6 protein-coding genes are annotated in these 9,347 nt (G+C 69.0%); 2 read left to right on the forward strand and 4 right to left on the reverse strand.

Annotated elements, in window-relative coordinates:
- Together AB0B72_RS39860 and AB0B72_RS39865 are read right to left on the reverse strand one after the other, a co-directional pair.
- Positions 1-251, reverse strand: a 251-nt coding sequence (locus tag AB0B72_RS39860; protein WP_367744976.1) for an arabinofuranosidase catalytic domain-containing protein, incomplete at its 3' end; no start/stop codon positions are given.
- Between the two features lie 161 nt (positions 252-412).
- Positions 413-1,963, reverse strand: a complete 1,551-nt coding sequence (locus tag AB0B72_RS39865) for an arabinofuranosidase catalytic domain-containing protein (RefSeq protein WP_367744977.1) — start codon at positions 1,961-1,963, stop codon at positions 413-415.
- Between the two features lie 1,022 nt (positions 1,964-2,985).
- Here AB0B72_RS39865 and AB0B72_RS39870 point away from each other — a divergent pair.
- Positions 2,986-4,380 (forward strand): ricin-type beta-trefoil lectin domain protein, encoded by a 1,395-nt coding sequence (locus tag AB0B72_RS39870; RefSeq protein ID WP_367744978.1) that lies wholly within the window; start codon positions 2,986-2,988, stop codon positions 4,378-4,380.
- Positions 4,381-4,440: 60 nt separating this feature from the next.
- Here AB0B72_RS39870 and AB0B72_RS39875 read toward each other — a convergent pair whose 3' ends face one another.
- Together AB0B72_RS39875 and AB0B72_RS39880 are read right to left on the reverse strand one after the other, a co-directional pair.
- Complete coding sequence (locus AB0B72_RS39875; protein WP_367744979.1) at positions 4,441-5,265, reverse strand: SAM-dependent methyltransferase; 825 nt, start codon at positions 5,263-5,265, stop codon at positions 4,441-4,443.
- A gap of 232 nt (positions 5,266-5,497) precedes the next feature.
- The gene (locus AB0B72_RS39880; RefSeq protein WP_367744980.1) at positions 5,498-6,241 is read right to left on the reverse strand and encodes a FadR/GntR family transcriptional regulator; all 744 of its coding nucleotides are present in this window, start codon (positions 6,239-6,241) and stop codon (positions 5,498-5,500) included.
- An 812-nt stretch (positions 6,242-7,053) separates the two neighbouring features.
- On the opposite strand from AB0B72_RS39880, the gene AB0B72_RS39885 reads away from it, so the two are divergent.
- The coding region (locus AB0B72_RS39885) for a ricin-type beta-trefoil lectin domain protein (protein ID WP_367744981.1) at positions 7,054-9,347 on the forward strand (2,294 nt) is incomplete at its 3' end.

Consider the following 9,347-nt stretch of genomic DNA (forward strand, 5'->3'; position numbering starts at 1 on the left):
GCCACTCCTCCCGCGGCCAGGACGCCGATGTCACGGGTGGTGTTGTCGGAGGAACGGCGCACCTGGTACAGAGGGCCGTTGTAGTTGGCGTACAGCGCACGGGTCGTGCTGTGCGCCGCCACACACGGCGTGCCGCCCGAGGCGTAGATGTCGCACGGCCCAGACGTCGCGGCCTGAGCGGGACCGACGCCGGCCAGGCCGGCGGCGGCGGTGATCAACGCCCCCGCGCCGACGGCGAGCGTCTTTCTCATATTTCTGAGGAGCATCTTGGAGTGCGCTTTCTCTCGTTTGAGCAGTGGTCCGTCTCGCCCGAACGCCGGCTACCGGTCCGGTGGGAGGGTGGTAGCCGGCGCTCTTTTGTCGTGCGGGGTCTCGCCGTGTCCTGCGGTTCAGGGGCGGCGGGCGACGGGGGTCAGCGGTAGCCGGCGGCGACGATGCTGGCCTGCACCGCGTTCTCGGTCGCGTCCGACGGATATCCCGAGACCATGGCTCCTTCGTAGAAGGTGCCCGCGCTCTGGTTGGCGCCGCCGTCGGGCTTGCAGCAGTCACCGCCGCTTCCCAGGACGATGGCCCCCTGCTTCTTCATCGGGCTGTAGCCGTTGGGAAGCGAGCCGTCGTAGAGGGTGTACAGGCTGCCGGACTGCGCGTCGCTGCCCTTGATCGCGAATCGCGACGTCCCGTTGTTCTTCAGCGTGGCCGTGACGAACTTGCTGGTGAAAGCCCTCTGGTTCGGGTTCCACGATGAGCTGCCGCCGGGGAACAGGCCCCATTCGAGGTCGGCCTGGACCCAGGGGCCGGTTCCGGAGCACCCGCCGAACCAGCAGCTCTTGCCGAAGTAGATGGCGTCCATGGCTCCGGCGGCGTCGGCCTTCCTCGTCGTCTCGCTGTTGCCGTAGTCGAAGCAGCAGCCGCTGTTGACGTGCGTGCCGCTGGTCACCATGTACATGCCCTCGGGCTGGGTGCCGGTGGCGATGCCCGTGAGGTGGCCGTCCCGCCAGTAGCTGTTGCCCGGGTTGATGTAGAGGGAGTACGCCTTGTTGCCGCCGACCGTCAGCGACTCGGTGGTCGCCCTGGCCGGGCTGCTCTGGGGCGAGCCCGGGACCACGCTCGACCCCTGGTACCACAGGTCGTTGCCCCGGCCGGACTGGTCGTAGACGACGGTGATGACGCATGTGGTGCCGGCGCAGAACGAGTCCTGGGTCGAGGCGTTGGCGCTTCCGCCGGTGGCCAGGACGGGGATGTTCCTGGTCGTGTTGTCGGAGGAACGCCTGACCTGGTACAGGTTGCCGTTGTAGGAGCGGAAGAGCGCCCGCGTCGTGCTGTGCGCGGCCACGCAGGGCGTGCCGCCCGCGGCGTAGATGTCACACGGCAGGGACCCCGGAGGGGGAGGCGAGGGGGACGTCGAGGGTGACGGCGACGGGGACGGGCTGGGGTTGGTCCCCGAGATGGTCCACCTCTGGTTGGCCCCGCCGTTGCAGGTCCAGATGACGAGCTTGATGCCGTTGGCCGTGGCGTTGTTGGGCACGTCCAGGCACTTGTTCGCGCCGACCGCGGTGATGGACCCGTTGGAGTTGAGGCGCCACTGCTGGTTGTTCTGCCCGTTGCAGTCCCAGATGATCACAGTGGAGCCGTCGGCGGTGCCCCGCCCGTTGACGTCCAGGCACTTGCTGCCGAAGACCCGCAGCTCATTGGCGGTGGTGGTGGTCCACTGCTGGTTCGCCTGGCCGTTGCAGTCCCAGATCTGCGCCTGCGCGCCGTTCGTGGCCGAGCCGCCGGAGACGTCCAGGCACCGTCCTGAGGACGCGCTCACCACCGGCCCCGTGGCCGCCGACGCCGGAGCCGCCCACACGAGCGCCGACGCCAGGATGGTCGCCAACGCCGCCACCACATACCCGGCGACGGCCGCGGGCGAACGCCGCCCACCGGCCAGACGCCCCGACAACGGAACGGATGAATGTCGCATACTTCTATCTCCTTGGGGGGAAGGACACACCCGGACAGACGCACGATGGGCCGCCAGGGGGCGGCCATGGTCCGTCGGAAGATCTCCGAAGGACCGCTGCCCGCGACCGGCGGTAGAGCGCGACGGACGAGCTCCGGGGTTGCTGCGGAAGTACAGATCGGTCTTGATCGGCACCATCAGGACGACGCGTGGCACCCTGTCGAGACATGAGCAGTCCCGGACGGAGCCGCGTGCGGAGGGGCGAAGACGGCCGGGACGGGGGAGTGGCGGCTCCCGGCACGCCATGACGGAAACCACGCCCGCCCCGGGGCGCGGTCTGACCGTGCCGGCGGGCCCGCCGGTCCGGATTCCGCCGGATCGAGGGGAGTCACCTCGCGACCTCGTTCACGAGATCGCCGCACGCTCCCGGCCGCTATCGGGAAGCGCGCGGCTCCGCGATCGCCGACGCGCGAACCCTCCTGGGCTTGTTATCGCTAACACTGTTGTTATCGCTAACATTCAGTCGCAAGCTTGTCGTCCTCTCCGTCCGCCGCCCTGCTGATGGTGGTGTGAGGCGGAGCAAATACGAAGCGCCGACGTCCTGTCAAGGCTCAGGCCGGCGGCCGGTGCCGGGCTCTCCCTCTCGAAACAGCCGTCGCGCCCCCTCCCATCAGGGCGCTCGCACTTCGTGCGGGGTCCGCCTGTGATGAAACATTCATGGGCGGGCTCCCCTGGCCCCCGGCCGAGCATGACGCCCAGGCGCATCGAATCGATTCGTTTACACGCCCTTGACATGATTAACATGTCCTTTTCATACTGAGTCGCCAGGCGGTCCGTCTGCCGGAGTCGGTGGTGAACGGCAGGGGTCGCCGGCTGTGGAACGGCCCTGTGACGAACGCCGCCGCCGACCTCACGGGCCTTGCTTCGTTTCCCTTGATTTCCATGATTTCGCGGTGCGGCTCCGGCATGGGAGAACCTCCCCGCGTGTCACCGCTCTGGCGGCCCGCTTCCGACGCGCACCCACCACACGCGAAAAGGCACCCATGAGACGAAGATTCGCCTGGATCCTGGCGCTCTGCGCCGCCGCCGCAGGCACGCTCGCCGGGTTGATCGCGCCCGCGCCCGCCCTCGCCGCTCCCGCGACGATCACCCCCGGCACCATGTGGTACGACACCGCCGGCAACAGGCTGCAGGCGCACGGCGCGGGCGTGTTCAAGGTGGGTTCGACCTACTACATGGTGGGGGAGGACAAGACGGCCGGCGCCACCTTCACCGCGGTCGCCTGCTACTCCTCGACCGACCTGTCCACCTGGACACGGGTGGGCAACGCGCTGAGCCGGCAGCCGAGTGGTGATCTGGCGGCCGGTCGGATCGTGGAGCGGCCGAAGGTCGTCTACAACTCCGGCACCGGTCAGTACGTGATGTGGATGCACATCGACAACACCGCCTACAGCGACGCGCGTGCCGGAGTGGCCACCAGCTCGACGCCGTGCGGCCCCTACACCTACCGGGGGTCCTCGCGGCCTCTCGGATTCCTGAGCCGCGACCTGGGCCTGTTCAAGGACGACGACGGCACCGCGTACCTGATGACCGAGGACCGCAACAACGGCCTGCGCATCGACCGGCTCTCCGCCGACTACACCAGCGTCGTGAGCGCGACGGCCGTGCTCCCCGACCTGGAGTCTCCGGCGATGGTGAAGGTGAACGGCCGGTACTTCATGTTCGCCTCGCACCTGACGGGCTGGTCGACCAACGACAACGCGTACGCCACGGCGACCTCGCTGTCCGGCCCATGGAGCGCTTTCACCACGTTCGCCCCCGCCGGCACCAGGACCTTCGACTCGCAGACCTCGTTCGTCCTGCCGGTGTCCGGCACGGCGGGCACCACGTACGTCTACATCGGCGACCGCTGGAACTCCGGCGACCTGAACGGCTCCCTGCCCGTCTGGCTGCCGCTGACGATCAACGGCTCCACCGCGTCGATGAGCACGTACTACAACTCGTGGAGCATCGACACCGCGACGGGCACGTGGGCCGCGGCGACCCCGCAGGGCTCCGCGCTGGTGGCCAACCAGTCCGGCCGCTGCCTGGACGTCGCCGGCAACTCGCCGGGCAACGGCGCGACGACGCAGATCTACGACTGCAACGGCGGCGCCGACCAGCAGTGGAGCCCCACATCGGCCGGGGAGCTGCGCACGCTCGGCGGCACCAAGTGCCTGGACGCGCTCGACCGGAAGACCGCGCCGGGCTCGGCGGTCGGCATCTGGGACTGCAACGGCGGCGACAACCAGAAATGGACCCTCAGATCGGATGGCACGGTCGTCGGCGTGCAGTCCGGCCTCTGCCTGGACGTCAACGGCGGGCAGACCGCCAACGGCACCAAGGTGGTGATCTGGACCTGCAACGGCGGCGCCAACCAGAAATGGACCCGCAGGTGACCGGCTGAGCGCGGGGGGCGGTCCGGCCGGGCCGCCCCACGGGTTATTCGGGTCCGGCTGTCAGGGCTTGATCGCGATGCCGCCGTACGCCCAGGCGTGACCGCCCGGGATCTGTTCCCGGTTCGCGTCCGGCCGCCAGAGCACCACCTCGACCAGGCCCGGGTCGATCAGCTGCCAGCCGTCGAAGAACCGCATCACATCGGCGTGCGTACGGGGCACCATGGGGGCGGTGCTCTTGTCGTACGGCTTGGTGAAGTCCTCGTTGCGCACCTGGGGGGCGAAGTCGAGCGTGATGTGCGAGAGCAGCAGGTGGCTGCCCGCCGGCACCGCGGCCTTGAACTGCTCGACCAGCGCGTACGGCTTCTCTTCATCGGTGATGAAGTGCAGGACGCCCGCCAGGATGACGGCCACCGGACGGGTGAAGTCGATCAGGCCCCGGATCTCGGGATGGGACAGGATCGCGTCCGGCTCCCGGAGGTCGGCCTCGATCACCGTGGTCGTCCCGGGGGAGTGGCCCTTCAACAGGGCCCGGCCGTGCACCAGGACGATCGGGTCGTTGTCCACGTAGGCCACCCTGGCCTCGGGATCGACCTGCTGCGCGACCTCGTGCGTGTTGCCCTGGGTGGGGATGCCGGTGCCGATGTCGAGGAACTGCGTGATCCCCGCCTCGGCGGCGAGGTGACGCACCGTCCGGCGGAGGAAGGCGCGGTGCGCCTGCACGCCCTCACGGGTGCCCGGGGAGACCTTGACGAGGTTCTCGGCCGCCTCCCGGTCGGCCGCGTAGTTGTCCTTGCCGCCCAGCAGATAGTCGTAGATCCGCGCCGGGTGCGCGATCGAGGTGTTGATCCGCGACGCGGCGTCCTGCGGTCCTGTCAGGTCTGACATCAGTGCTCCCTGCCGTGTCTGCTCTTCATCGTCTCGCCCGCGGGTGCTCGCGAACCGCGACCACAGCCGGCTGACGGCGTCAGGGCGCGGAAAGGCCGCAGCGGCCGTGCGCGCCGTTTTCCCGGTTGATCCTAAGGGCGTCCGCACCGCACGGCACAGGAGATCGTCTAACGGGGCGAAATGGATTCTCAGCAGAAATCCACCATCTACCTTGAAAGGCCGCTTAAGGGCATTAGACGGGAGGGGAGAAGGTGTGCTGCCGAATCTCTCCGAGGTAGTCGTCGAAGGCCTTGTCGATGTGCGCCGCCGTCGCCTCGGCCGCGGCCTCCGGGTCGCCGGCGCGGATGGCCTCGCAGATCGCGTCGTGTTCCTCGACGGCCTTGGCCGCATGCCCTCCCGCGGAGCCGCGCAGGCCGACGAGGCTGGACCGAGCCTGCAGCCGGCGGGCCTCCTTCACGGCGATCTGCAGGAACACGTTGTGCGACGCCTCGGCGATGAGGGTGTGGAAGGCGTCGTCGCCCTCGTTGAACAGCTCCTCACGCCCGGTGTCGAACCCGTGGCGGCACAGGTCGGCGGCCCTCTGGATGGCCCCCAGCTCCCCCGGGGTGGCGCGGCGGGCGGCCAGCCGGCTGGTCTCCATCTCCTGCGCCCGGCGGTACTCGAAGAGCATGTTCACATGGTCCGGGCCGGTGGGAGGGAGGAAGGACGCCCAGCGTCCGGCGCCGAGCATCCCCTCGTCGTCGGCCACGTAGAGACCGCGGCCCTTCTGGGCCCGTACCCGGCCGAGCGCGGAGAGTATCTTCACCGCCTCCCGCACCACGGTCCGGCTCGTGCCCAGTTGCCGTGCCAGTTCGTTCTCGGTGGGCATGCGGTCTCCCGGCTGCAGGCCCAGCCGTGCGATCAGCTCCAGCAGCTGCTCCGCGGCCACCTCGTAGCCCGGCCGGTATCCGCCTGCCGCGCGCGGGGTATCGATCACGCTGTCTGTTCCCCCTGTTATCAACCCGAAGAGTACGACTTATCCGATGTGGTGGACCGGCTTCGACCCTCTCGAACGCCTCCCCGGCGTTGAGCACTCACGTCCACGGCGGCAACGGGGTGGTCGTCTTAGCAGGTGGGAGGGGTGATCCCGGCACCCGCGTCTCCGATCGGATACCCCACCCATCTGGTGGCCTTCCTGTGAGAAGTCGGAAATAAGTGTGCTTAAGGTCTTGACGTGTCTCGGCGGGAGGAACGTAATTGGTAGCTAAGTCTCCGGGACGTCCTCCTCTCGGGGGCCCCTCCCGGTTGGACACATCGGGGGTGCGGGGCGCCCGACGGCGTCCGGACATCGTGGCCGACCTACCTCACGCATCGCCCCTGCCATCACAACACCCCCCTCGCGACGCCACGCACGTGGTACCGCGACATATCTGGAAAATCAAGTGAGCCATCGGAAACCGCTACATGGACACGACCGGCTGCCGGCGCCGGGCCCCGGGCTGAAGACGCCGATCCCCGGCTCGGCGGGGAGATGGCCGGGTGGCTCGGTGAGGGTGACACCGCGTGAACGGCCTGGGGCGGACCACAGGCCGCGTGTAACGACGGTCTCGCCCGGGCGCCGGTGCGTCGCCGCGCCGCCGAGGCGCGCCGGCCCACGGCTCGCGGTCGCCATGCCGCCCAGCACCACCGTCCAGCTGACCTGAGAGCTGGATCCGCACGACCGGCCCTCAGCCGTACGGCACGCCGTCCGGCTGAGATTCCCGCCGGAGGGCGTGACCTGACCACCCCCTACCCCCGTGAGGAAGTTCCGTGCATCCATCATCATCGTCAGCGGCGCCGAGGACGGTTCTGGCCGGCCTCGTCGCCGCGGTGCTGGCCGCGGCGATGGCGGTCATCGCCCCGGCCACCGGGGCGCTCGCCGCCACCACGACCCTCCACGTGTCGCCGTCGGGGACGGGCACCGACTGTTCCACGGCTCAGCCGTGCTCGCTGTCCGCCGCTCAGACGGCTGTCCGATCGCTGAACAGTGCGATGTCCGATGACATCGTCGTGGAGCTCGCCGACGGCGTGTACCGGATCACCACGCCTTTGCGGTTCACCGCCGCCGACTCCGGGAGCAACGGCCACACCGTCCGCTGGCAGGCCGCCGCGGGCGCCCGCCCCGTCATCAGCGGGGCGAAGGCGGTCACCGGATGGACGCAGGCCGACTCCGGCAAGAACATCTGGCGGGCCGACGTCGGCGCCGGGATCGAGACCCGCCAGCTCTACGTCAACGGCACGGCGGCGATCCGCGCCCGCACCACGCTGAACCGCGCGGACTTCACCGCGACCAACAGCGGTCTCAGCTTCACCAACGGGGCCCTGAGCTACCTGAACGGCCTGGCCAACCAGAGCCGGATCGAGCTGCAGGGCATCGGCTCGTTCACCGACCGGTACGTGCCGGTGCAGAGCATCGCCGGCAACTTCATCACGATGAAGCAGCCGGCCTGGAACAACAACATCTTCGGGTACGACACCATCGTCAACCCGTACCGCCAGGGGCCGATGTACCTGGAGAACGCCTACGAGTTCCTCGACTCGCCCGGTGAGTGGTACGTCAACACCGGCACCGGCGTCCTGTACTACATCCCGCGGTCCGGGCAGAACATGAGCACCGCCGATGTGGAGTTCCCGCTCGTGCAGTCACTCGTACAGCTCGGCGGCACCTACGCCGCCCCGGCCCATCACATCGCGTTCTCCGGCATCACCTTCTCCGGCACCAGCTGGCTCGGCCCCAGCAGCAACCAGGGCTACGCCGACCAGCAGACCGGGGCCTACATCTCGGGCACCTGGGGGTGGCCCGGCAACCCGCTGTCGTCCTGCCAGTTCGGCTGCACGCAGTTCGAGTCGGCCCGGCCGCACTGGAACCAGATGCCGGGCGCCGTACAGGTATCAGCGGCCGGCAACATCAGCTTCATCCGCAACCGGTTCCTCAACCTCGGGCAGACGGCGCTGGGCATCGGCAACGACGCCAACGCCCACGGCTCGGGTGTGGGGCTGGGCACCGCCTCCGTCACGGTCACCGGGAACGTGTTCGCCGACAGCGCGGCCGGCGCCGTCGTGGCGGGCGGTGTGCAGGCCGACGCGCACCATCCCAGCGACTCCCGGATGGTCAACCGGGATCTCACGTTCAGCAACAACCTGGTGCACGACATGGGCCAGGACTACCGGGGGATCACCTCGTTCCTGCCCACCTACGTCACCAACGCCACCATCTCGCACAACGAGATCTACAACATGCCGTACCTGGGCGTGGCCTTCGGGTACGGCTGGGGCTCCAATGACGCCGGCGGCAGCCCGGACTACACCAACCGGGGGCTGTACAACTACCAGCCGCGGTACTCCACGGCGACCACCGCGTCCGGCAACAGGATCACCGACAACTACGTGCACGACGTCATGCAGCAGATGAACGACGGCGCCTGCGTCTACACCCTGTCGGCCCACCCCAACGGCCAGATCAGCGGCAACTACTGTCTCAGAGCCGGCACGGGCCAGTTCGGCCTGTACTTCGACGAGGGCTCCCGGTACATCACGGCGACGAACAACGTCTTCGACGGGAGCTGGTGGATGTTCGCGCACGGCAACTACCAGGGCGGCAACAACACCGGCAATCTCACCGTCACCAACAACTGGACGACCAACACCGGCACCGACGTGACCACCGGCAGCCACGGCAACACCGCCTCCGGCAACGTCGGCGTCACCGGCGGGAACTGGCCGGCGGGCGCGCGGTCCGTGATGGCGGCGGCCGGGCTCGAATCCGCCTACCAGGACATCAAGGGCGGTGGACCGTCCCCGTCTCCCTCGCCGTCCCCGTCCCCGTCCCCGTCCCCGTCCTCGTCTCCCTCTCCCTCGCCGTCTCCCTCTCCCTCGCCGTCTCCCTCGCCTTCGGGGAGCACGAGCGCGCTGAAGGGTGTGGGGTCGGGCAGGTGCCTGGACGTGACCGGCGCGTCGCAGACCAACGGGGCGCTGGCGCAGATCTGGGACTGCAACGGTCAGAACAACCAGAAGTGGACCTCCACCGCCGCCGGTGAGCTGCGGGTCTACGGCAACAAGTGCCT

Source organism: Microbispora sp. NPDC049125 (assembly GCF_040802045.1).
Classification (GTDB): Bacteria; Actinomycetota; Actinomycetes; order Streptosporangiales; family Streptosporangiaceae; genus Microbispora.

Bases quoted from the DNA above. Each gene is read 5' to 3' on its own strand.
- AB0B72_RS39865 (WP_367744977.1), bottom strand. From the start codon at position 1,963: ATGCGACATTCATCCGTTCCGTTGTCGGGGCGTCTGGCCGGTGGGCGG.
- AB0B72_RS39870 (WP_367744978.1), top strand. From the start codon at position 2,986: ATGAGACGAAGATTCGCCTGGATCCTGGCGCTCTGCGCCGCCGCCGCA.
- AB0B72_RS39875 (WP_367744979.1), bottom strand. From the start codon at position 5,265: ATGTCAGACCTGACAGGACCGCAGGACGCCGCGTCGCGGATCAACACC.